Source organism: Vibrio sp. KUL70, from assembly GCF_059725515.1.
Window position 1 is genome coordinate 1,841,300 of record NZ_AP045834.1, and the last position, 20,556, is coordinate 1,861,855.

A 20,556-nucleotide genomic window follows, 5' to 3' on the forward strand; every position below is an offset into this window, starting at 1 on the left:
GTTGAGCGATTTCACACTATTTTTACTACTTTACAAGACGCAGTATGTATACACTCCGCCCATATCAAGCCGACTCCGTAAAATCTGTCATCCATTACTTTCGCAAACACCAGACTCCAGCAGTTCTGGTGCTCCCTACTGGCGCAGGTAAAAGCTTGGTGATTGCTGAGTTAGCACGCCTAGCAAAAGGGCGAGTTCTTGTGATGGCACACGTAAAAGAACTGGTTGAACAAAACCACGAGAAGTACGAAGGCTATGGCTTGAAAGGGTCAATTTTCTCGGCAGGGCTAGGTCGAAAAGAGACCGACCAGCAAGTGGTGTTTGCCTCGGTACAGTCAGTAGTACGCAACCTTGATGCCTTTTCCAATCAGTTCTCACTCTTGGTTATTGATGAGTGCCACCGAGTACCTGACGAGAAAAATAGTAGCTATCAGAAAGTGATTGCTCACCTGCGTGAAAACAACCCTGGCATTAAAGTACTTGGCCTAACAGCAACACCCTATCGCTTGGGTATGGGTTGGATTTACCAATACCATACTCGCGGCCAAGTGCGATCTGAAGAGCCAAGGTTCTTCCGCGACTGTATCTTTGAATTACCTATTCGTTATCTTCTCGACGAAAGCTTCTTAACCCCTGCCCGCATGATTGATGCACCGGTACTAAGTTACGACTTCTCACAGTTAAAGCCCGCCAACACAGGCCGCTACAAAGAGGCCGAGCTAGATATGGTGATCGAACAATCAAAACGCGCAACGCCACAAATCGTTGAGCAGATCATTCATCTAGCGAAAGACAAACAAGGCATTATGGTGTTTGCCGCCACTGTGCGCCACGCTCAAGAGATTCTTGGTTTACTGCCAGAAGGTGAAGCGGCCATTGTAATTGGCGATACTCCAACCTTAGAGCGCGATCAGATCATCAACGACTTTAAGCAGCGCAAAACCAAGTACCTCGTAAACGTTTCAGTACTGACCACCGGCTTTGATGCCCCGCACGTGGACTTGATTGCAATTCTGCGTCCTACTGAGTCAATCAGTCTTTACCAGCAAATCGTTGGTCGTGGTCTTCGTCTGTCTCCGGGCAAAGAAGAGTGTCTGGTATTGGACTACGCAGGTAACAGCTACGATCTCTACCAACCAGAAGTCGGCGATCCGAAGCCAGACTCTGACAGCGAAATCATCACCATTCCTTGCCCAGCTTGCGGCTTCAATAACAACTTCTGGGGCAAGCTCGATAGTAATGGTTTCTTGCTAGAACACTTTGGTCGTAAATGCCAAGGCTACTTCACCGATGAAGAGACTGGCGAGCGTGAGCATTGTGGTTACCGATTCCGAGCCAAGTATTGCGGAGAATGTGGTGCCGACAATGACATCGCAGCACGAATTTGCCATGAGTGCGACGCAACCTTAGTTGACCCAGACAAAAAACTAAAAGATGCACTGAACCTTAAAGATGCATTGGTGTTTGAGTGCCTAGAGATGGATCTCAACGTCTTCAAAGACGACAAAGGTAAATCTCAGCTTAAAGTAACGTATCGCGGTGAAAACCAAGCACAAGTTCATGAGTTTTGGTCGTTAACAACCAAGAAGCAAAAGCAAACTTTCAAAGACCAATTCGTTCGTCCGCACTTAGCTGATAGGCATCGCCCTTTTGAGGAAGCGTCTCCAACCAAAGTGGTCGCTCACCAACATCGATTCAGACCACCACAGTTTGTTATTGCACGTAAGGTCGGTCGTTTCTGGAAGATGCGTGACAAGATATTTGATGATGAACTCCAGGAGCGTTAGTCCTAGTTTACCGTTCTTGTGTCATCAACCTCACAACAAAGGCTGCTAAAGTCTCAATATGGGTACGGTTCACTTTCTGTTCATCTTCACTTTTTTATACTACTTACTATCAAGGTTACCTAGGATTCGCTATGTTTAGTAAAGCAATGATTTCTTTGCTGTCTTTAAGCTTTGGTTTAGTGAGTTCCGGCTCTGCATGGGCGGGATCACAGCCTAACGGGCACGACCTCGTTCAAGATGTGCATAAGGAAGGCACCCGCATCGAGTTTGAAGAAGATCAAGACGAAGTTTATGAAGCCGTTCAAGAAGGCTACATTCGTCCATTTTCCGAGATGTACGCTGCGGTAGAAAATGATCTACATGGTCGCATCATTAAAGTTGAACTCGAAGAGGACGACGACATCTGGGTCTACGAACTAAAAATCAACTACAAGAACAACATCATTAAGGTCGAATACAACGCTGAAACGTTAGAGATGTTGATGATCAAAGGTCGAAACTTTAAAGAAGCGATTAAAACCGACAGCGAATAAGTCACCACAATAACGATGATAAATCGCTGCAATAGCAATATTGCCCGCTGCGAATAACGAACAACAACACACAATAACGAATAACAACAAGCAAGAAGAGCCAATCATGAAAATTCTCGTCGTTGAAGATGAACCGCGTTTAGGCGAACAGATTATTGAAACTCTCGAAGGAGCCGATTGGGTGCCTGAACTGTCACAAGATGGTATTGATGCACTTTATCGCGCAACGTCAGAAGAGTGGGATGCGATTGTTCTAGACCTCGGCTTGCCAAAACTCGACGGGTTAACGGTATTGAAAGGCATTCGAGACGAGAATATCAACACACCAGTGATCATTCTAAGTGCACGTGACACCTTAACTCAGCGTGTAGAAGGCTTGAATGCAGGTGCCGATGACTACCTCACCAAACCTTTTGAAATGGTTGAATTGATCGCCCGTATTCGTGCCCAACTACGCCGAGCATCCGGTTCGGCATCACCAATCCAACAAATCGGTGATTTAAGCCTAGACACGCGTAGCTCGAAAGTGCTTTGGCAAGGGCAAGCAGTAAGCTTAACCGCGCTTGAATACAAAGTGGTTGCTTACTTCATGCATAATAAAGACAAGGTTATCTCGCGTACAGAATTGGTTGAGCACATTTACAAGCAAGACTTCGACCGTGATTCTAATACGGTAGAGGTATTCATTGGCCGTATTCGCAAAAAAATCGCACCTAAAATCATTAAGACCGTGCGTGGTTTAGGCTATCAGCTTAACGCTGACTGATCCCTCTTCTCTCTGTGAGTGGTTCACTTTGACCCTAGACAAAAGTGAACCAAAATAGTGATGAATCTAAATAAAAAAACCTTCAAAAATATCAGTTTAAAAAGCCGCTTGCTCCTTGCTGCGGCTTTTTGGTTAGGCGCCATGATTCTTGCCGCTGGTATTGGTATTCCAAAGCTGGTTAATGACTATTTGGTTGATGATCAAAAACAGCAGCTAAGCTTAACTATGGACGAACTCACTGCCAATATCGAAACCAACGACTCGGGCATGCTGATGATGTTAGAGCGACTGTCTGATCCAAGATTTAATCAACCATACAGTGGTGTTTATTGGCGAGCAGAAAGCCAAGGACAAGTGATTCGTTCACGTTCACTGTGGGATAAAGATATGGATATCAAGCGATCCCCTATCCATACATCAATTAAAGGCCCAGACAAAGAGCAGCTGATTTATATCGAGCAACTGATCTACCTACCAGAACTAAGTGACCCTGTCACCATAACCATAGGTATCGATGAAGATCCGCTTGAATCGACTCTCCATGATTTAACTGGTCAGGTTTGGATTATTTTAGGATTGTTGTTTGTTGGCGTTCTGCTTTTGATTGGTATCCAAGTGAGTTGGTCACTCCTTCCTCTCAACAAAATGCAGCGCGAACTGGCGATGCTACGTAAAGGGGAGCAGCAAGGTCTCAGCGATAGCTATCCCAAAGAAGTTTCCCCACTAGTCTCTGACTTGAACGCCTTACTTTTTCATTATCAAGAGTTGTTAGAGCGTGCTCGACACCATGCTGGTAACCTATCCCACGCCTTAAAAACGCCACTGTCAGTACTTAAAAATGAAGTGAACTCACTGCCTGAAGAGAACCAACACCTACTGCAGCAACCGATTGACCAAATCCAGAGCCAGATTGAATATCATTTAGGTCGCGCTCGTATGGCGGGTGCGATGAACATCCTATCGGTGAAGTCCTCGCCTTGTGAACGCGTCGAAGCGATTTCAATGGCGTTTGATAAAGTTTATGCGGCCAATGAAATCACTATGATCAACGAGCTGGATTCAGAGATTGAGGTCGCCGTCGAGAAAACCGATCTTGATGAAATGATCGGTAACCTACTAGAAAATAGCTATAAATGGGCTGCCAACATTATCAGAGTTCACTCCAACGAGATAAGTGATGGTCGAATTGAGCTGATTATTGAGGATGATGGACCGGGTATCCCGGAAGAGAAAATGAGCCAAGCGGTTAAACGTGGCGTGCGCCTAGACGAAACAACGCCGGGGACAGGTTTAGGACTCAATATCGTAAACGAGATGGCCCATAGCTATCGCGGGCAACTCAATTTAGAAAAAAGCTCGATGGGCGGTTTAAAAGCTACGCTTATTCTGCAGTTGTCTCAAAGTTAAAATGAAAAGAGGTACACAACTCAATACCTCTTTTCATGTAATCGCTTTTCTTAATTCCCTTACCCTCCTATCACCAAGATATTGCCATCGGTAAAGTAATCATGGTCATCGTTTAGAACCTCGGCTCTCGCTAAGGGCTGTTGTTCTATCGATAACTGAGGAAGGTTTTGTCTCACTTGCAGTTCTAAGTTGTCACGCTCTGCATCAACATTCGGATCAATGTTATGCAAAATCGTCACAATGCCTGAGTATGGCGTTAGCTTTAATCCGTTGTCATAGCTGATCGCTCGATTTAAGCATCACTTTTCGCCACCTAAGTCGACGAGCAAGAATGGCAAACACACCTACTAAAAACAGACCAATCAACAAGCTCTGATGCTCTGAGATCAAGGTTTGAACCCCTTGCAACATCGGGAAATGCTCTAGGCCATGAGCCAGTAGTGCTCCCCAAAAGATAAACTGACCACCACCCAGTATCAGACCAATGGTCGCCAGCAGTGAAAACTTATGCCAAGAGACCCGGTGCGATCCAGCGATAACCGGCACAACCCAAGCAACGGGGCCAAGCAAGCGTGCAAACAGAATTATGTAGGTTCCCTTTTTGGCGATAAGGTATCGACAACGCGCTATCAATCGCCTTGTTTTAGGTCGATAAGCCATCAACTTTCTCTGTGCCTGAAAACCCCACTTCGAACCAATAAAGTAGCTAAGTTGATCACCGATAAAGCCACCCAACATCACCCATACCAAGGCCGACCATACACCAGAATAAGCTTGATACCCTGCAGCAATGAAAAACGGCTCACCCGGTACAAAAAGGTTGGAGCCGATCAGCGCATCACCTAATGCGCCTAAAAACAGTCCTAGTCCCTCAAACATAGCGATACCTTTCTGATTATTGCTCTCTGTAGTGACCGAACTGGTAGTTCATTTCGTTGTTGCGCATTTCGCCTTTGAAGAATCGACGCACGTTCGCCTTAAGGTAAGTCATGCCAGTTTCAACAACGCCATCTTGGTCTAAACGTCTTGGGTCAAAACCAAATGTCATATTGAGGAAACGGAAACGCCATGTTTTGCTTGCTCTCTTCACGTAGTCACAGTCTTCGCACAGTACAATCTCTTCATCAAAACCACCGATTTCTTGATGTGCGCGTTTAGTCGAGAAAATGCACGCACCTACTGCAGTTGGGAAGAAGAATTGAGTTGTAAACAATCCAACGTTAAACAAGCCGTATCCAAACTTATGTACTAAAGGTAAACCTTTCGAGCTCATGTAAACGCCTGACACTTCAAGCTTACGCTCATCGAGTTCGTACAAAGCTTTAGCTAAGAAGTTTCTTGGCAGTGCCACATCGGCATCTAAGAAAAGAATGCGGTTGTACTTAGCTAGCGAAGCGCCAGTATTACGACCTAAACTCACACCTCGCTCTTGCATATGATGAATAGTAAGGGAAGGTAACGCACTCTCATACGCTTGAGCGACCTCTCTGGTTTTGTCGTCGCTATTTGAATCCACTACGATAACTTCAAATTCTTGATGCGTCTGAACACTCAGTTCTTCCATTAGACGCCCAATGCGCTTCTCTTCGTTTAACGTGATAACGACAATGCTGATCGGTTCCATAAATCCACCTATTACGTTCTGCTGTTTAAGTAGCAATAAGATTAACTAGGTACGCCTTAACCAACCCTTAGTTTGGCATTCATATTCCGTTCATTAACGTGATGATTTGATGAAGGTTAAAATGGATTTGGTGACAGTGCTGAAAACAGATAAAATAGCAAAAACGAGCACTTCCGGTGGTTTTCTCTACAAACGCACCAATTTGCTCGTTTATTTTATTTCCAAGTGGGGATCTTGCTTGCTCAATCATGAATTGAGTGTTAGTATCCGCGCTCGCTCAAACATGAACTTGTTTATGTTGAGCATTACCACACACTCAAGGTCGCATTGAGGTGTGAACTTAATTTTTACTAATTTGAGAGTAAAACTATGAAATTCGAAGCAGTAGTACGTACTGAACTAGGTAAAGGTGCGAGCCGCCGCCTACGTCACGCTGGTCAATTCCCAGCAGTTGTTTACGGTGGTGAAGCAGCGCCAGTTTCTATCGCGCTAGTACACGACGACGTGATCAACCAAATGGATAAGCCTGAATTCTACGAAGCAATCACTCTAGTGATCGACGGCGCAGAAGTTAAGGTTAAGCCACAAGACGTTCAACGTCACGCTTACAAGCCAAAAGTTGAGCACATGGACTTCATCCGCATCTAATTCCCTACCAAGGAATTAGTTGGATAAATCCAACCTTTTGCATAAAAGATAAATCGACCTTACCAATCGATAAATCTAAAAATTCGAAACCCCGATGCTACCAACATCGGGGTTTCACCGTTTTTAAAGGGTACAAAAGCCCTATTGCCTTCATCTAACAAGACCAGCTCCCAGAGCCTTGCCCTTCAACCAATTCCACACCCTTGCTCAAGCGTAACTAAAACAAACACACTGCAAACCGAAAATGCCACGCGTTGCGAATCTGTCTTGAGCAGTTTGTTATAGCTCAGCGATATGCGACAGAGTTTCTGGATGACGCTGAACCAGTTTTAAAAGGGTTACAGCTTGCCCATTTGGTGCGCTACGCCCTTGTTCCCAGTTCTCTAGTGTACGAGATGAAGTATGCAACAAACGAGCAAAAACGCCACGAGACATATTAAACTGCTCTCGAATGCTCACGATTTCATCAGGTGAGATATTTAACTCACTGATGTCGTTAACTTGATAAGTTTTAAGGGTAAGCTTGCCCTCTGAATGCTCTTTAGCCTCAACAAGTGCTGAACTTAACTCTGCAAATAAATCACGATTGCTCATTACGCCACGCCTCCATAAAAGCCTTTAGTTGTTTCTTTTGGTCTGCGGTTAAGTCCGACATTTCATTCTTGCCGTAAATCGTCAGCAAGTAGAAACGACGCTTTTCATCGAGGAAGTAATAGATAACGCGAGAGCCACCACGCTTGCCTTTACCTTTACTTGCAACTCGAACCTTTCGCAAACCACCTGTACCTTGAATTACGTCCCCCTGTTTCGGGTTAGACATTAACTCAGCTTGGAAAAATCTAAACTCTTCATCACTGAGGTATTCACTACGGTACTTTTCAAATATGGTTGATTCGACGAATACACTTTTCATGCGCAAAGTATACGCAAGTGGCGTACAGATAGCAAAACTATACGTGATTAACGTAGTTATTGTCATTTGAGGTGCAGATCTGTAGTGAACTATATATGTGAGCAACGCAATACCGAAGCCGCCGCAAACCACCTAAAACACTAAAATCAACGCATATTAAAAATGCCACGTGTTGCGAATCACTCCTAAACAGTTTGTTAGCACTCATTACCAAAGACTATTGCTTACCCAACAAGAACTTACGCAAATCTCTCTCGACACGCATAACGAACAGAACAAACACTTTGTCACCGTCTTGTTTATAGAAAACACGACATGGATTAACGACAACTTCACGATAACTTAAATGTTCTAGCTCGGGTGGAATACGACCTGACTCTGGGAAAGTTTGTAGGCGTTCGACTTTGGAAAAGATCGTTTGTACTAACTGCTTTGCAGCTACGATATTTTCAAGTGCGATGTATTCAGCGATATCATTGAGGTCAGATAACGCTGGTTCAGTCCAAATTACTTCAGCCATTTCGACATTTTGTCCTTGGCTTCATCATGACTTACCACTTTACCATCAGCTAGCGCACGCTCACCTCGTGCAATACCCTCTAGAATAGCTAAACGATTTTTCATAGATTCGTAATCATCAACATCAACTAGATACGCAGATGGCTTACCATGCTCAGTAATTAACACTGGTTCTTTGGTATCATGGAGATCGGCAAGGATCTTAGTTGCTTGACGTTTGAGTGATGTAACTAGTTCTACTTTCATAGGAGCGACTCCAAAGGAATACTAAAGTGATACTATTCTATCACTTTAGTATAGCAAGCTCCATGACGGCTAACGAGCCTGTTAAGGTTTAAGCAACGCAATACCAATGCCGCCGCATACCACCTTAAACACTGAACGCAACGCATAGTTAAAATGCCACGCGTTGCGAATCGCTCTTAAATGATCCAAGGCGGTCGTGTTCAAGTTCGCACAGTTTTATACATGGCAATGATGTCGGCCATCCAATGTAACCCTGTTTTTAAGACGGCTTATGAACGATTACTTGCGGCAGGAAAACCAAAAAAAGTAGCGATAGTTGCCTGCATGAGAAAGATGGTTGTGATCTTAAATTCGATACTAAGAGATGGTGTTATGTGGGATAAGGATAGCGCCAAAAATTAACTATTGACGCCATAGTCTCTTGCTATGCTCGTCTTCCAATTAGCTCCGAAATGTCTTGTTTGATTTCATCAGAAAGGCGTTCAAATTGTTCTTGTGTTACCAAGTTTTCTTCACACATAAGCATGAGTTGCATAAATGCCTTACTTCTAGAGTGACCATCAAAGATAAGCTTCATTTGCTTTTCAGATGCTTGGGAAAATTGGCACATGAAATGAAATCTTTCCCCTGCTAACTCTGACTCGTCAGTAATAGTATTAATAACTTCCGTCAGTTGCCTTGTGCAATACAACTGAATAGCTTCGTTTTTGATCTCGCAAAAGACTTTCCAATCAGACTCTTTGATATTCATTTCAGCCTCCATAAAGTTCCATTTTCAGCATAGAGCATAACGAGCCTGTAGGATTTCTACCTTACCCGTTCTCAATTCTGATCCTACCGACATTTCATCATGCTCAAGATTATCTTTTACGCCTATTCTCTTGGCATGTTATCAAGTCGACGTATTGAAAGAGCCTGCATCAACAATTGTAGACGGGGAAAGTGCTCAAAAAGTCAGGTGGTATTGGCTGAAAAAAGAGAAATTCTACAGCCTCAACGAGCTTGTAGGATTTCTCTCTTACCCGTCCTCAATTCTGATCCTACCGACATTTCATCATGATATGAACTTGAACGCACTAACTCCTTGTGATCTAATCTTAATTATTCGTCACGAAACACAGTTATGCCTAACTTCAAAACCGATTACTCCAATCAAAACATGTTTGTCCCTGTCATCATTGACGAGCAGCTCATCCCTGGCACCATCGAGTATGCGATATCTCATATCGTCGATAACCACCTAGATCTATCACTCTTTGATGAACACTATTGCAACGACAAAAACGGGGCAGCTGCATACCCACCTTCCATCATGCTCAAGATTATCTTTTACGCCTATTCTCTTGGCATGCTATCAAGTCGACGTATTGAAAGAGCCTGCATCAACAATGTTACCTTCATGTGTCTGTCTGGCGATGTAAGACCGCACTTCACCACCATTGCTGCCTTCATCGCAAAAATGAAAGACACCATTGAACCACTCTTCACTCAAGTCCTAATGATATGCGATGAACAAGGCCTCATCGGTCGTAACATGTTTGCCATTGATGGATGTAAAATTTCATCCAATGCCAGCAAAGAGTGGAGTGGCACTCACGAGGAGTTACGCCGCAAAAAAGAGAAACTGGAACGAGCTAGTAAACGTATTATCGAACGCCATCAAAGCCAAGATACCCTCCCAAACGAGGTTGTTGAGCAAGCTCTAAGGCAAAAGCAAAAACTCGATAACAGCGCGAATAAAATCGGTAAGTTTTTAGCAAGCACTCAAGATAAGTTAGGCTCCAACAACAAGCCGATAAAAAGTAACATTACCGATAACGACAGTGCAAAAATGACCACCTCAAAAGGCACGATTCAAGGCTATAACGGTATCGCCATCACTGATGACAAAAACCAAATCATTTTGCACAGCCAAGTGTGGGGCAGCGTCGGAGAGCAGCAAACACTCAAACCTGCAGTACTCGCTTTAAAGGCACAACTGGACAAGCTTCCAAACTCGGTCGAGCATACAACCAAGTTCACTGCTGACAGCGGTTTTCACAGTAAAGCCAATCTCAAGTTTTTAGCTGACACACCCTACGATTGCTACATCGCTGATACCGCTTTCCGTAGTCGCAACCCGCTCTTTCAAAGCAGTGAGACCTATCAAACTGAGCAGGCAAAGAAACGTAAAAAACGTTCTAAAACTGGTAAAACCTGTTATCCCATTTCTATGTTTGAGTTTGACCAAGACGCTATGACTTGCCGTTGTCCTGCTGGGAATATGATGCGCCTCAGCAGCAAAAATGCCGTAATAAGCGGAGAGCGTGGTGCCCAATTTTGCGGTTATCTCAATGACTGTCGAAACTGTGTGCATCAACCTCAGTGCATGAGAAAGCCACCAGGTAAACAGCAAGGCCGACAAGTCTTCTTTATCTACAAAAACACCAAAGACTTTGACCACATGCAAGCCATGAAAGACAAGATTGATAGTCCCGAAGGCAGGCGGCAATATAGTAAGCGACTGGGATGCGTTGAACCCGTTTTCGGCAACATTACCGTAAATAAACAGATGAATCGGTTCACGCTAAGAGGAAGAGAAAAAGTAAACGCCCAATGGGCGATGTTTAGCATGCTCCACAACATAGAAAAGTTACGAAATTACATCCATTAGAGGGGGAACCACCTCTAAATCTCACCAAATTAGCGACCACAGCACCTTTCTCACTGTATATCTTTGACAGCCACCGTAAGCGCCAATATCACTGCACAGTATTTAAGCCAATGTAGACGGGGAAAGTGCTCAAAAAGTCAGGTGGTATTGGCTGAAAAAAGAGAAATTCTACAGCCTCAACGCCCTGTTAAGGTGTGAGCAACGCAATACCGATACTGCCGCAAACCACCTTAATCACTTAAACCAACGCATGGTAAAAATGCCACGCGTTGCGAATCACTCTTAAACAGTTTGTTAGTTTGCAAACCCAAGACGTTGATTTTAAGTTATTTTAAACTTTGCAAACAATAAACTTTATGTGATTTGATGCATTTAGGTCATGCGTAGTCTCAAAGCGGCTACTCAATGAAACCACTTGGAACAAACAACGCCGCAGAAAACGAGCTCACAACACCAAAAAGTGTTTTTGGAAAACCAATCTCACAATGCGGACTTTCAACAAAGTCACTGAAACCACGTGAACTTTCCACACCAGAGAAAACGTCATTTCAGCGAGTAAAGCGGCTTTTGTACCAACAAACTCAACGAGCAGAGTTTCAGCAAACAAATTCAACTCAGTTAACCCAAAGTAGCCGCACCAAAGAACAAACCAACCGTTGAAACGATGCCAATTTTGGATTTTCACCACGCTAGTTAACACTAAAATTGGAAGCCAATACGACAACTTAAACTTTGAGCTTTTACCACTAGATCTTGCGATATAGCTGCGTTTTTCCTCTTGCAAACTAACAGCTATATTAGACAGAATAATTCTGCACTTAAATACAGAATTATTCTGTCTAGTATCTTAATGCCATAAACGATACCCCGTTTTTATGCAAACTAACAGTAACTTAAGACCTACAACCCCCTTCCCACATCCCAAAATGCAGAATTTTTCTATATAGCATGAATTGATGTGCCAAACTGAAGAACATGTATGTATAACCAGTTATAACTTAATGAAAAAATCACCATTTTTATCGTATATACAAGAATATATGCTTGGACGACACTATGCCCTTCGCACAACGGAGGCTTACATTTATTGGATTCACCAATACATTCTTTATCATGATAAAAAGCACCCTAAAAACTTAACTTCCAGGCATGTAGAAGATTTCCTAACGCACCTCGTTGTCAACAAAAAGTCAGCGAGGAAAACACAAAGTCTGGTCCTCAATGCATTAGTTTTTTTATACAAAGAAATTATTCAAAAACCCGTAGAACTTGATATGCAATTTCGGCGTTCAGATAAATCAAGAAAATTGCCAACAGTCATGACTCCAGAAGAAACTGGAAGGCTATTCAATCACTGTTCACCTAACTACAAATTACCTTATCAACTAATGTATGGATCAGGGCTGCGTTTAATGGAATGTCTGCGCTTACGTATACAAGATATTGATTATGAATATAAATTAGTGCGAGTATGGCAAGGGAAAGGAGGCAAAAACCGCATAGTTACAATAGCACCAGAGCTATTTCCCGCTATCAAACAACAGCAACAAAAATCCGCAAGTTACTATCATCAAGATATGAATGATCCGGTTTTTTCTGGCGTATATATTCCCGAAGCTCTCGCAAGAAAATACCCGAACGCAGAAAGGAATCTAAATTGGCAATTTCTCTTTCCCTCTAATCGTTTGTCACCAGATTTACAAACAGGCGAGCTACGTAGGCACCATATTCACCCCACAGCGCTTCAAAAGCACATTAAGATAGCAGGCCAAAAAGCCAACATTGAGAAAAATATCTCGTGTCATACTTTAAGGCACTCATTCGCTACGCACCTTCTTCAAAGCGGAGCGGATATCAGAACCGTTCAAGAACAACTAGGGCACACAGATTTGAAGACAACGCAAATCTATACTCACATCATTGATAGAGGCGCCAATGGCGTTGTTAGCCCACTATCAAGAATATTTGTAAAATAACAACAGATGAAATTCGGATTCCGAATTCTAAAATGACTTCATAATTACGAAACAAGGCACGATCGCCTGCTCCGTGGCTGAGATGTTTAGTCATACTCAAAACTCAATAACTGGATATCTAACAAACACATATTTAAAACAGTGGATTGCAGACTTACTACTCTCTACTTCGAGCTTTCTAAAAGAGTAAACTTTGCGTGACCATGCAAGTTGTTAGTACCTAGGTTGGATTACATTCACTAAACCCATCATATCAACATCACTTTACTAAGCACCTCTTGGCGCGAACATAATAATCGCCATACCTAACATAGCTACGCATGCGCCGACAACATCCCATAACGTCGGACGAATCCCATCCACAGCCCACAACCATAAAATTGCGACAAATATATAGACACCACCGTAAGCCGCATAAACTCTGCCTGCAGCCGTTGGGTGTAAAGATAGCAACCAAGCAAAGAGAGCGAGAGACATAGCGGCCGGCACCAAGAGCCATATCGATTTGTCTTCTTTTAACCATAAATAAGGTAGGTAACACCCCAATATCTCGGCAATAGCTGTGACAAAGAAAAGCCCTATCGTCTTCGGTTCTAACAAGTTAATTTCCTATTTCTTCTGTGGGCACTATTGTACGCTTCACCCAATTTCCACTATCGCTTTTATCCGAACCGACTTGGTTCAAGCACCTTTATAAAGAGTAAACTCTACTTATTCTCAGTAACTGGTAAATTAAAACAACTAATAAAATAGGATCTGAAAACAAAAATGCACTGGTTTGCGTTTGCATTACCAGTGCATCGAAAGTTTTTAAAGTAGTTTAGCGAGAGGCCATTGCGCCTTTGCCTACACCTTCGTAAGCGACAATCTGAAGAGACTGACCATCGTTGAGACTTGGCTTTACTTGGTCAGCAATATATCCCGCCAGTAACTCAACCGTTGTGTCCGTTAGTAAGATTTCAGTTTCGCTCTTAGCAATGGCTAGCTCGAACTCACCTTGCGGAGCTGTGTAACGGAAAGCATAGTGGCTTTCATCTGTTACAGCTTGTGCATGCTCACTCAGGTTAAGCGCGTCTAGCGTTGTCACATCTTCTTGTGAACCGAGGTAGATATCTTCCCAGCGTTTTGCAAAAGCCTTTTCTCGCTCTGCATCTCTTGTACCGTCAACCAGAATTTCAACAGGTGAACGGTGACCATGAGCAATACGTTGGCAGTTGCCGTCATGTTTCTTAAGGCCGTGAGTGTAGTGGTAAAACGCACCATCAATCTTCTCGTGGCGGAGGGTGATTTCTAGACCAGAAACATTACTCGGTAGATTGTCACGCAGAATATCGTAGACATGTGCTGTGATACTTTCGATGGTGATCGCTTCAGCATCAATCAAGCAGTACGCTTCATCTGGGCATTGCAGGTGAATGCTCTTATCACCACGCATTACGTCAAGCGTTGAGTAGCCCGGTTTGGTCGCGTTGTGAATGATGGATGGATTTTTCATTGGCACCAGCAAGCGATGGTCAATATACTCATCAACAAGGTGTTTGATCTGCTTTTTTACCCTGCCGAAATCTAGCACCATGCTCATTTCATTGAGCTCGCCAGACATGATCACATCTAAAATCCAACTATCTCCCACGACCCCTCTGCGTTCACAGATGTATGAAGAATCGATAACGGTAAGATCTCTTACAAATAGGTTCAAGTTGAACTCCTTACTATTAATGAGATACGGGAGGCTGATTAACTTTTCAGCAGACACTTCGTCTCATTGCTTAGGTTGAATGAAATTGGAGACGCAGGATGGTACAACCGCTTGGTAAAGTCCACCTTTTTAACGCGCCTCTCATTAGAAAAGGCCAATCTCTGTACGATTTTCAACAATGCGTCGATTAAAGCCTAGTCCAGCGTCTGAAATGAGCACGATCTCGCATCTTATCGTCACTTTTAGTGAGGATTTACAGCGTTGACGTGATAATAGTTAAACGCTCATTACGCCTTTGATCACCGTCTTCGCGCTCCCTTTAAGCTTAATGCGATGATTAGATAGCACTTCTACGCTAACATCACCGCCTCGCTTGGAAGCTTGATAAGCCCTCAATGAATTTTTACCCAACTTCTCGCTCCAGAATTGACCTAAGGCACAGTGGGCTGAACCGGTTACTGGATCTTCATTTACCCCAACCCAAGGAGCAAAGTAACGCGAGATAAAATCTAAGTTCTCGTCATTTGATAGCGCTGTAACTACAACTCCTCGCCCTTGAAGTTGCTTCATTGCGTCGAAATTAGGTGTTAGTTCGAGCACTGCCCTTTCACTTGGGAGTCGGATAAAGACCTTAGAATCAAACTCGCCATAAGCTTCAATGTCTTGAACTTTAATGCCTAGTGCTGCGGCTAACGGTTCATTGATCTCTAAGTCGAGCTGAAGTTGAGTTTGCGGGAAGTCCAGCTCTATACCATCTTCCAGCACAGCTGCTGTCAATAGGCCTGATAAGGTGTCAAAAGTGACTTGTTCTCCTACACGCAAATCTCCACGCTCAACTAAAACATGGGTCATAGCAAGTGTGCCGTGACCGCACAACTTCACTTCAATCTCAGGCGTAAACCAACGTAGGTTCATATCATGTAATGTAAGAAATGCCGTTTCTGATACCGCCATTTCTTGGGCGATAGCAAACATCAAATCTTCACTTAATGGCTGTTCGGTAATACAAACACCGGCAGGGTTACCTTTAAAAGGTGCCGAGGTAAAAGCATCGACTTGGTAAATATCTAGATTCATGTAACCTTCTTTTCCTTGAAATGGTTTACTTCTATTTTTTGGCAATGACGAGACTTACAAGAACTTCTCTATCAAGACTTCATCAATGTAAACATCGCCTACTTTTGCGTGTTTTTTGGCTGTGCCCACCACTTCAAAGCCTTGGCGTATATATGCGGCTAATGCACGTTCGTTGTCAGCACGCACATAAGCAAACAGCTTTTCATAGCCTTTTTGCTTCGCCACTTCGAAAGTCGATTGGAATAGTTGCTTTGAAACACCTTTACCACGGCTTTCGCTATCCACGAAGGTTCCAATAATACCCACATGATCAAATGCTTTGGTGTATGAGGCAAAAGGTTCAATATTCTGAAAGGCGATAACTTTATCGCTACCCATGTCTACCGCAACCGTAAACACGCCTTGTTTGGGGAAATTTACGATAAAGCTCTTCTCTTCCTCGACAGAAAAAGTGGTATCGAGAATAGTATACAAACCTTCTTCGATAATCGGATTAAGCACTTCAGTAATGCCTTGCGCATCTTCAACGTTGACTTGTCTAACTACTAGGGTCATGCAATTACTCTCTTATTATTATCAAGAGGCTTGTTGTACATCAGTTACATGGCTACAGCAATCTAATGAATTGAATATGCGATATTTTTTCTCGCGAACAGACTCAACTGATCACTATCTAGACGGTGCTGATTTAATACCTATTACCGTTGTAGACTCACCGACACCATCACTGTAAATGCTGGCACACAGGTATGCAGTATCAGGAAATCGATCTAGAAGCTGATTGGTCGCATTTTCGTATTGTGATAACTCGGTAACTCTATGAGCAAGGTGAACGCCACCAACTACTTTTCCTAGGTTCTGTACATCGAGAAAGTCACACGCTGAACTGTGGTTATCAAAAGCAAAAAGAAAATCACTGCTTTCGGACAAGCTGCGTAGGTCGACAACATCGAGATTATTCGGCATTTCATGTGATTGCAGCTTTGCGATTAAGTTCTCAATAACTCGAGACACAGCACTCATATCATTAGAGGGGTTATCAAACACCAACAACAAAGTATCTGAGATCTGGCATAGCTCAATCAGATGCTTTGACTGGTTAAGGTCATTAGAAGAGACCAATAACGCGTCCAGTTTTTTACTGTTCAACACAGGTTCTGTTAGTTCGGATTCCGACAAGAGATTAACATCTGTAGAGAATTGATTGTTTGGCGCGTATATCGCAATGTTGAGTTCGTCTAATTCCATCTCAATGGGTTCAAACATGGGCTGATTAATCTCCTTTTATAGGCAATGCACAATAAAGAAGATTGCCACCTCATTAGAGCCAGCAACCTTCACCTTCAAAACACAGTTAGATTAATTCGGCTTTTCCGGCCAATCACGAACATGAATATCCATTTGAGGGAAAGCAATCTCGATGTTGTTTTCTTTAAATAGCTTATCAATGTTCTTGTTAATCAAGTGAATCGTCCTCAAACGGTGTTCAATCGCAGGGATGTGTACACGCAGTTCAAAGTCTAGACTGCTGGCACCAAAGGCAAGGAACACCACATATGGGGATGGTTCTTCAAGAACCAGTGGATTGTCACTTGCGATTTGATATAGCAGTGATTCCACTTTTTCGACATCCGTACCATACGCGACTCCAATTGGGATCACGACACGGGTGACTGGATCGGTCAACGACCAGTTGATCAACTTCTCGGTAATGAACACTTTATTCGGGACAACTATCTCTTTGTTATCCCAATCGATGATCGTCGTTGCACGGGTCTGTATCTTACTGACTGTTCCTGACAATTCATTGATCGTCACAATATCACCAATCCGAATTGGCCGCTCGAACAGAAGGATCAAACCAGAGATAAAGTTGGCAAAAATTTCTTGTAAACCAAAACCTAAACCGACACCAAAAGCGGCGACTAACCACTGCAAACGAGACCATTGGAAGCCTAGCATCGCAAACACGGTAAGCACACCTCCGACCAAAATCAAATATCTAAGCAGTGTGGTGATGGCGTAACCGGAGCCCGGTGCAAGACTTAAGCGCCTTAAAATAAGCAGTTCTAACACACCAGGTAAATTGCGGACCCCAACCATAGTCACCAATAGCGTAATCACCGCATAAATCAGAGATTGAATGGTAATGTCTACTAACCTTGAACCAGAATCGGTGGCTTCGCTCACCTGCCAAACCACAACATTGTCAAGTTGACTTGTCATCTCTAAGGCGCTCGCCCATAAGGTTAATAATGCAATCACGAGTCCAATTAATGACAGCCCTCTAAGCAAGGTAATCGACTGTTCACTGACTTGTTCACTGCCTAAAGCTTGCTCTTCAACATCCGGTATTGACTCTCGCAGCTCAGCTAATTCTGGCGGTTCGTCTGCTTGCTCTTGCTGCTGAGCAATTAACTCTTCTCGGCGCTCTAACAATCGCTGATAGGTCAGTTGGCGATGTTCAAGTTTAAGGAAACGCTCAGCAAGTTGATAGGCGAACAAACCACCCAAAATCACGAAAATGGTCAACTGCTGATAGATAAACAGCACCCACGACGCGACATACAAGCCCACAATCGCCATTGCGAGCACTCCGACAAACGAACCTAATACCACAGCACGAATCACGAACAGAGATAGGCCTTGATTAAAGGGCGACGGGAATGTCGAAGGAAGGTGCTGTTTCTTGAGTAAAGAGCTGTATACCGCCAACATTGACGCTATGAGTGCCAAGAACAGAACGCGAGAAACCTCCGCCTCTTTTGCACCAGCAGCCAGTTCCGCCATGTAAATTGCAACTAACAACAGAGTTAATGGCCAGCGGACACGCTTAGCTCCCAAGTGCAGATACTCGCAAATGTAGCTCGGCCAACTGAGGTGCAGATCGAGCACACCTTTAGGAGAACTCAGTGAAAATATCACCTCAACCACAAACAGCCCGGTCATCGCGGCAACAGTCGTGGTTTTAATCTCTTCTGAGCTCGAAATCGGCCACAGCCAATGCACGATATACGCCGTGATTCCAAACCACAGCGGCAAAGCTATTGCCCGTAGCGCGGCCATTAAAAACAGGATAAGAGTAAACCGGAATTTATCTTTGAGTGGATGCCCAAATATTTTCTGATACGCCAATCTGCGGTCAACCGCTCGTTTGGAGAAACGGCTATACAGAACAAACAATGTTGCACTATACAACGCGACTAAAGCTCCGATACTAATCAGTTGTTCTTTAGTGAGTTGATTAAGCCTCTCGATAAACGGACGTTGGTCTCCAAACCACACGTCACGATCAAGGCTGGTCAGGTGTTGCCACAAAGGAACATTACTGCGACTCCAAAGTTGCTGCTGTTGTAAAAAAGTGCGCGCGCCATTCACTTCTATTACATATTGGCTTTTAGACGTTTGAAGCTTGCTAAGGGCGACGATCAGTTTGTCGTAACTATCCGTAAGCTGTTTTAAGACTAATTGTGTCAGTTGTCCTAACTCGTCAACAGGTTCTGTCGTTTGCTGAATTTTGACCACTGAACTCGTCACAGCAAAGTCACTTATGGTCTGCCCTATCTCATATTTTCTGATATGGGCATGAGCAATACTATTCGGGATCTCACTGCTATCGTCCACAGTAGGCAAGCGTTGCAATTGCGCTCGAATAGAGTCGCCAAAAGCGGTGCTATCTCGTAGCCAATTTAGATTATCTTTAATTAACCGTAGCTCGCTGGTTAGGCTTCTCCGCTGCGAATCGATCTCATGTACCGTGACTCTCGCTTGATCTATCTCAACCAGAACTTGCTCTAACTCTGCAGCGAAAGCCGTCAATCGATCCAACCTTTCCTGATCAGGCAGAGTTAAGCTGTCTCTTTGAACTCTCAATTTATTAGTTTGATCAATAAGCTCACGTACTGAGGCTTGCTCAACTTGAGTCAGCCGCTCTTGAAGATTAATAACGAGAGGGGTTGCTAGTTTGATCTTACGATCGAGCAGCTGGCGTTCTAAACGAACAATTTCCGTGCGCTCATCTAAACTTTGTAGCTCAGCCGCAAGTACTTCACGATCCAACTTTAAACTGGTCAAATTGCTCAACTCCAGCCACTGAGCCATCACCTCTCCATTATCGCTCTTATCTAAAGTCGCTTTTTCGATCTGCCTATCTAGCTGAGCCAAATCGCGCGGCAACTCCGTTCGAGCCGTCCCAAGTTGTTTCGCCTGTTCAGATTTCGTTTGATATGAGGTTCGCCACTCCACGAGAGCCGCTTGTAACGATGCTATGGATTGAGAAAGATCACTGAACTTAACGAGCCGATCCGTTTTGAAGATATCCAACGATTCAACATCATTGATACTTTTGATCAATCGTTCACGTTGAACAGGAAACTGAGTGATGGCTTTGAGATATTCGTCGCGCTCGTCACGCTTTTCATCAAAACTCTCCAACCGTGCTTTCAGAGTCTCATATTGACCAATGAGCACTTCGTTGGTGGGATTTTCAGCACTCAGTTTAGTCATTTCACTGTCGATGAAATCCAGTTCAGGCAGTGCTTGTGCAAGTACATTTAAAGGTGCCACGGCAATACACAAAGTCAGTATCCACAGCATCAAGAGGTTTGATAGTCGAGTTAGCCTCCAATTGAACACATCTTTCTCCCTATATTAGGCAAACGAAACTTACCTAAGTGTAGGAAAAATTTTTAAATTCTGCTTTGTAATT

At 43.6% G+C, this 20,556-nt stretch carries 19 protein-coding genes and 2 pseudogenes; 8 read left to right on the forward strand and 13 right to left on the reverse strand.

Annotated features, from left to right (window positions below):
* Positions 1–44: 44 nt before the first annotated feature.
* From radD to AC6I7V_RS07960, 4 genes are all read left to right on the forward strand, one after another.
* Positions 45–1,787, forward strand: coding sequence for a DNA repair helicase RadD (gene radD, locus AC6I7V_RS07945; RefSeq protein WP_498010625.1), 1,743 nt, complete (start codon positions 45–47; stop codon positions 1,785–1,787).
* A 131-nt stretch (positions 1,788–1,918) separates the two neighbouring features.
* Positions 1,919–2,320, forward strand: coding sequence for a PepSY domain-containing protein (locus tag AC6I7V_RS07950; RefSeq protein ID WP_255230517.1), 402 nt, complete (start codon positions 1,919–1,921; stop codon positions 2,318–2,320).
* Positions 2,321–2,426: 106 nt separating this feature from the next.
* On the forward strand, positions 2,427–3,086 hold the full coding sequence (locus AC6I7V_RS07955; protein ID WP_032552202.1) for a response regulator transcription factor: 660 nt from the start codon (positions 2,427–2,429) through the stop codon (positions 3,084–3,086).
* Positions 3,087–3,146: 60 nt separating this feature from the next.
* Positions 3,147–4,493 carry an ATP-binding protein gene (locus tag AC6I7V_RS07960; RefSeq protein ID WP_498010626.1) on the forward strand — a complete coding sequence of 449 codons (1,347 nt, stop codon included), beginning with the start codon at positions 3,147–3,149 and terminating at the stop codon, positions 4,491–4,493.
* A 59-nt stretch (positions 4,494–4,552) separates the two neighbouring features.
* On the opposite strand, the pseudogene AC6I7V_RS07965 reads toward AC6I7V_RS07960, so the two are convergent.
* Together AC6I7V_RS07965 and AC6I7V_RS07970 are read right to left on the reverse strand one after the other, a co-directional pair.
* Positions 4,553–5,372 (reverse strand): annotated as a pseudogene (locus AC6I7V_RS07965) (VTT domain-containing protein).
* A 16-nt stretch (positions 5,373–5,388) separates the two neighbouring features.
* Entirely contained in the window at positions 5,389–6,117 is a 729-nt protein-coding gene (locus tag AC6I7V_RS07970) for a glycosyltransferase family 2 protein (protein WP_498010627.1), read from the reverse strand.
* Between the two features lie 369 nt (positions 6,118–6,486).
* Here AC6I7V_RS07970 and rplY point away from each other — a divergent pair, with 369 nt between their 5' ends.
* Entirely contained in the window at positions 6,487–6,765 is a 279-nt protein-coding gene (rplY, locus tag AC6I7V_RS07975) for a 50S ribosomal protein L25 (protein ID WP_255230512.1), read from the forward strand.
* Positions 6,766–7,044: 279 nt separating this feature from the next.
* On the opposite strand, the gene AC6I7V_RS07980 is transcribed toward rplY, so the two are convergent.
* From AC6I7V_RS07980 to AC6I7V_RS07995, 4 genes are all read right to left on the reverse strand, one after another.
* On the reverse strand, positions 7,045–7,359 hold the full coding sequence (locus AC6I7V_RS07980) for a helix-turn-helix domain-containing protein (protein ID WP_255230510.1): 315 nt from the start codon (positions 7,357–7,359) through the stop codon (positions 7,045–7,047).
* Entirely contained in the window at positions 7,346–7,678 is a 333-nt protein-coding gene (locus AC6I7V_RS07985; protein ID WP_498010628.1) for a type II toxin-antitoxin system RelE/ParE family toxin, read from the reverse strand. The genes AC6I7V_RS07980 and AC6I7V_RS07985 overlap by 14 nt, the downstream gene beginning before the upstream one ends.
* A 217-nt stretch (positions 7,679–7,895) precedes the next feature.
* Positions 7,896–8,198 carry a type II toxin-antitoxin system RelE/ParE family toxin gene (locus tag AC6I7V_RS07990; protein ID WP_255230509.1) on the reverse strand — a complete coding sequence of 101 codons (303 nt, stop codon included), beginning with the start codon at positions 8,196–8,198 and terminating at the stop codon, positions 7,896–7,898.
* The gene (locus AC6I7V_RS07995) at positions 8,186–8,443 is read right to left on the reverse strand and encodes a type II toxin-antitoxin system Phd/YefM family antitoxin (RefSeq protein ID WP_255230507.1); all 258 of its coding nucleotides are present in this window, start codon (positions 8,441–8,443) and stop codon (positions 8,186–8,188) included. Before AC6I7V_RS07995 ends, AC6I7V_RS07990 begins: the two co-directional genes overlap by 13 nt.
* Before the next feature lie 183 nt (positions 8,444–8,626).
* Between AC6I7V_RS07995 and AC6I7V_RS08000 the strand changes: the two are divergent.
* Positions 8,627–8,845 (forward strand): annotated as a pseudogene (locus AC6I7V_RS08000) (IS110 family transposase); the annotation flags it as partial.
* A gap of 22 nt (positions 8,846–8,867) precedes the next feature.
* Here AC6I7V_RS08000 and AC6I7V_RS08005 read toward each other — a convergent pair.
* Complete coding sequence (locus tag AC6I7V_RS08005) at positions 8,868–9,194, reverse strand: hypothetical protein (protein ID WP_498010629.1); 327 nt, start codon at positions 9,192–9,194, stop codon at positions 8,868–8,870.
* Between the two features lie 372 nt (positions 9,195–9,566).
* On the opposite strand from AC6I7V_RS08005, the gene AC6I7V_RS08010 reads away from it, so the two are divergent.
* Positions 9,567–11,096, forward strand: a complete 1,530-nt coding sequence (locus tag AC6I7V_RS08010; protein ID WP_140150449.1) for an IS1182 family transposase — start codon at positions 9,567–9,569, stop codon at positions 11,094–11,096.
* 1,001 nt (positions 11,097–12,097) lie between these two features.
* Positions 12,098–13,072 carry an integron integrase gene (locus AC6I7V_RS08015; protein WP_498010630.1) on the forward strand — a complete coding sequence of 325 codons (975 nt, stop codon included), beginning with the start codon at positions 12,098–12,100 and terminating at the stop codon, positions 13,070–13,072.
* Between the two features lie 267 nt (positions 13,073–13,339).
* On the opposite strand, the gene AC6I7V_RS08020 is transcribed toward AC6I7V_RS08015, so the two are convergent.
* The 6 genes from AC6I7V_RS08020 to AC6I7V_RS08045 form a co-directional block, all read right to left on the reverse strand.
* Entirely contained in the window at positions 13,340–13,672 is a 333-nt protein-coding gene (locus AC6I7V_RS08020; RefSeq protein WP_498010631.1) for a YnfA family protein, read from the reverse strand.
* A 220-nt stretch (positions 13,673–13,892) separates the two neighbouring features.
* A complete protein-coding gene (locus AC6I7V_RS08025; RefSeq protein WP_498010632.1) occupies positions 13,893–14,771 on the reverse strand; it encodes a 6-pyruvoyl trahydropterin synthase family protein in 879 nt (292 codons plus the stop codon).
* 276 nt (positions 14,772–15,047) lie between these two features.
* Entirely contained in the window at positions 15,048–15,848 is an 801-nt protein-coding gene (locus AC6I7V_RS08030) for a PhzF family phenazine biosynthesis protein (RefSeq protein WP_498010633.1), read from the reverse strand.
* Positions 15,849–15,902: 54 nt separating this feature from the next.
* Positions 15,903–16,403 (reverse strand): GNAT family N-acetyltransferase, encoded by a 501-nt coding sequence (locus AC6I7V_RS08035; protein ID WP_498010634.1) that lies wholly within the window; start codon positions 16,401–16,403, stop codon positions 15,903–15,905.
* Positions 16,404–16,517: 114 nt separating this feature from the next.
* On the reverse strand, positions 16,518–17,114 hold the full coding sequence (locus AC6I7V_RS08040) for a hypothetical protein (RefSeq protein ID WP_498010635.1): 597 nt from the start codon (positions 17,112–17,114) through the stop codon (positions 16,518–16,520).
* A gap of 93 nt (positions 17,115–17,207) precedes the next feature.
* Entirely contained in the window at positions 17,208–20,483 is a 3,276-nt protein-coding gene (locus AC6I7V_RS08045; protein WP_498010636.1) for a mechanosensitive ion channel domain-containing protein, read from the reverse strand.
* Positions 20,484–20,556: the final 73 nt, after the last annotated feature.

What these genes read in the sequence shown, in the direction of transcription:
- AC6I7V_RS07955 (WP_032552202.1), top strand. Translation starts at nt 2,427, where the DNA reads ATGAAAATTCTCGTCGTTGAAGATGAACCGCGTTTAGGCGAACAGATT.
- AC6I7V_RS08035 (WP_498010634.1), bottom strand. Translation starts at nt 16,403, where the DNA reads ATGACCCTAGTAGTTAGACAAGTCAACGTTGAAGATGCGCAAGGCATT.
- radD (WP_498010625.1), top strand. Translation starts at nt 45, where the DNA reads ATGTATACACTCCGCCCATATCAAGCCGACTCCGTAAAATCTGTCATC.
- AC6I7V_RS08005 (WP_498010629.1), bottom strand. Translation starts at nt 9,194, where the DNA reads ATGAATATCAAAGAGTCTGATTGGAAAGTCTTTTGCGAGATCAAAAAC.
- AC6I7V_RS08040 (WP_498010635.1), bottom strand. Translation starts at nt 17,114, where the DNA reads ATGTTTGAACCCATTGAGATGGAATTAGACGAACTCAACATTGCGATA.
- rplY (WP_255230512.1), top strand. Translation starts at nt 6,487, where the DNA reads ATGAAATTCGAAGCAGTAGTACGTACTGAACTAGGTAAAGGTGCGAGC.
- AC6I7V_RS07970 (WP_498010627.1), bottom strand. Translation starts at nt 6,117, where the DNA reads ATGGAACCGATCAGCATTGTCGTTATCACGTTAAACGAAGAGAAGCGC.
- AC6I7V_RS07995 (WP_255230507.1), bottom strand. Translation starts at nt 8,443, where the DNA reads ATGAAAGTAGAACTAGTTACATCACTCAAACGTCAAGCAACTAAGATC.
- AC6I7V_RS07980 (WP_255230510.1), bottom strand. Translation starts at nt 7,359, where the DNA reads ATGAGCAATCGTGATTTATTTGCAGAGTTAAGTTCAGCACTTGTTGAG.
- AC6I7V_RS07990 (WP_255230509.1), bottom strand. Translation starts at nt 8,198, where the DNA reads ATGGCTGAAGTAATTTGGACTGAACCAGCGTTATCTGACCTCAATGAT.
- AC6I7V_RS07985 (WP_498010628.1), bottom strand. Translation starts at nt 7,678, where the DNA reads ATGAAAAGTGTATTCGTCGAATCAACCATATTTGAAAAGTACCGTAGT.
- AC6I7V_RS08030 (WP_498010633.1), bottom strand. Translation starts at nt 15,848, where the DNA reads ATGAATCTAGATATTTACCAAGTCGATGCTTTTACCTCGGCACCTTTT.
- AC6I7V_RS08010 (WP_140150449.1), top strand. Translation starts at nt 9,567, where the DNA reads ATGCCTAACTTCAAAACCGATTACTCCAATCAAAACATGTTTGTCCCT.
- AC6I7V_RS07960 (WP_498010626.1), top strand. Translation starts at nt 3,147, where the DNA reads ATGAATCTAAATAAAAAAACCTTCAAAAATATCAGTTTAAAAAGCCGC.
- AC6I7V_RS07950 (WP_255230517.1), top strand. Translation starts at nt 1,919, where the DNA reads ATGTTTAGTAAAGCAATGATTTCTTTGCTGTCTTTAAGCTTTGGTTTA.
- AC6I7V_RS08015 (WP_498010630.1), top strand. Translation starts at nt 12,098, where the DNA reads ATGAAAAAATCACCATTTTTATCGTATATACAAGAATATATGCTTGGA.